Source organism: Paenibacillus thermoaerophilus (assembly GCF_005938195.1).
GTDB lineage: Bacteria > Bacillota > Bacilli > Paenibacillales > Reconciliibacillaceae > Paenibacillus_W > Paenibacillus_W thermoaerophilus.
On record NZ_VCQZ01000059.1, the window covers coordinates 1 to 1172 of the forward strand.

Consider the following 1172-nt stretch of genomic DNA (forward strand, 5'->3'; position numbering starts at 1 on the left):
AAGATGCGCATCTGCGATTCCGCACTCCCCATCGGGCGCATAGCGCTGGTGTCGATTCCGTTGGCGCAAAGCGTCTTCCGGTAGTCGTCCAAATGCCTCTGATGCCGCTTCAGATAACTCTTGTACTGTTTCCATTGCTCCTCCGCGATCTCGTGCTCTGCCACGCCTTCCAAAGCCGCCATCAACGCCGCAGCGTCCTGCTTGGCGAGGGATTTTTTTACGGCCTCCCATACACTCGGCAGATGGCCGACAAAACGCTTGAGATCGCGTGCGACATGGAAACGGTCAAGCATGTACAAGCATTGATGGAAGTACGATTCACATTCCCCGATCCACGCCGCTCCGTCTCCGTTTACGACAAGCCACGTGTTCTCATCGATTTCGTAGCGCTCCGCCAGGAAGTCTCCAAACCCTTCCCAGAAGTTGCCCCCGGCCGTATGCAGATAGTGTTGCTTATTCTTCAGTCGGACACGCTTGCCGCTTTTCTCCCAGCCTTCGTGCACAACCGCAATCGCGTTCTCCATTCCATGCTTCTTGCTCCGCTGCAGTTTCGTGTACAAGCCGTCCACTTCCACGAACAGCACGCGCGCCGGTCGCCGCTTTGCAGCCCTCGTCTCTTGCTCCGCCTTTTCGAGCAGCTTCTCCCGAATCGCCTGATGGCTTAGCACGTTGTACCCTAACAATTGCTCCAGCCGCTTCGCGCTGTCCCGATAGGACGGACCTTGGCTCGCGAACGCAATCGCCGTCTCTTCCAAATGCGGGCTGACTTTCCCTCGCCCTTCGAATTGCAGCAGGCGATCCAGCAGATATACATACTTGCCACTCTGTCGATCCACGTACAATCTCCGTTTGAACCGGATATGCCCGAACACGGTATTGACGCTGGTTTCGCGTTCTTCTTTCACACGGTAACGTGATCGGTCCCGCTGCTCAAGAATCTGCTGGTCCATCATTTCCAGCGCCTTCGTCATGGCGCTGGCGAACGCCTCTTGCATTTTCCGCAGCATCCATTGCTCAAGCTCTTTCATCGTCGGTATCGTTGTGGTAAAGTGGCTCATAGGGGCTTTCTCCTTCTTGGTGTGTTGTCGGCAAACATCACTTTACCAAGGGAGAAGCTCTTTTTCTATGTTCGCTTTTTCCATTTCCTACCCCCACGGAAATTTTACACTAAC

The 1172-nt window shown here is 54.7% G+C and carries 1 protein-coding gene; it reads right to left on the reverse strand.

Annotation, left to right across the window (positions count from 1 at the left end):
- On the reverse strand, positions 1-1058 hold a 1058-nt coding region (locus tag FE781_RS17320; protein ID WP_138790845.1), incomplete at its 3' end, for an ISLre2 family transposase.
- Between the last annotated feature and the right edge of the window lie 114 nt (positions 1059-1172).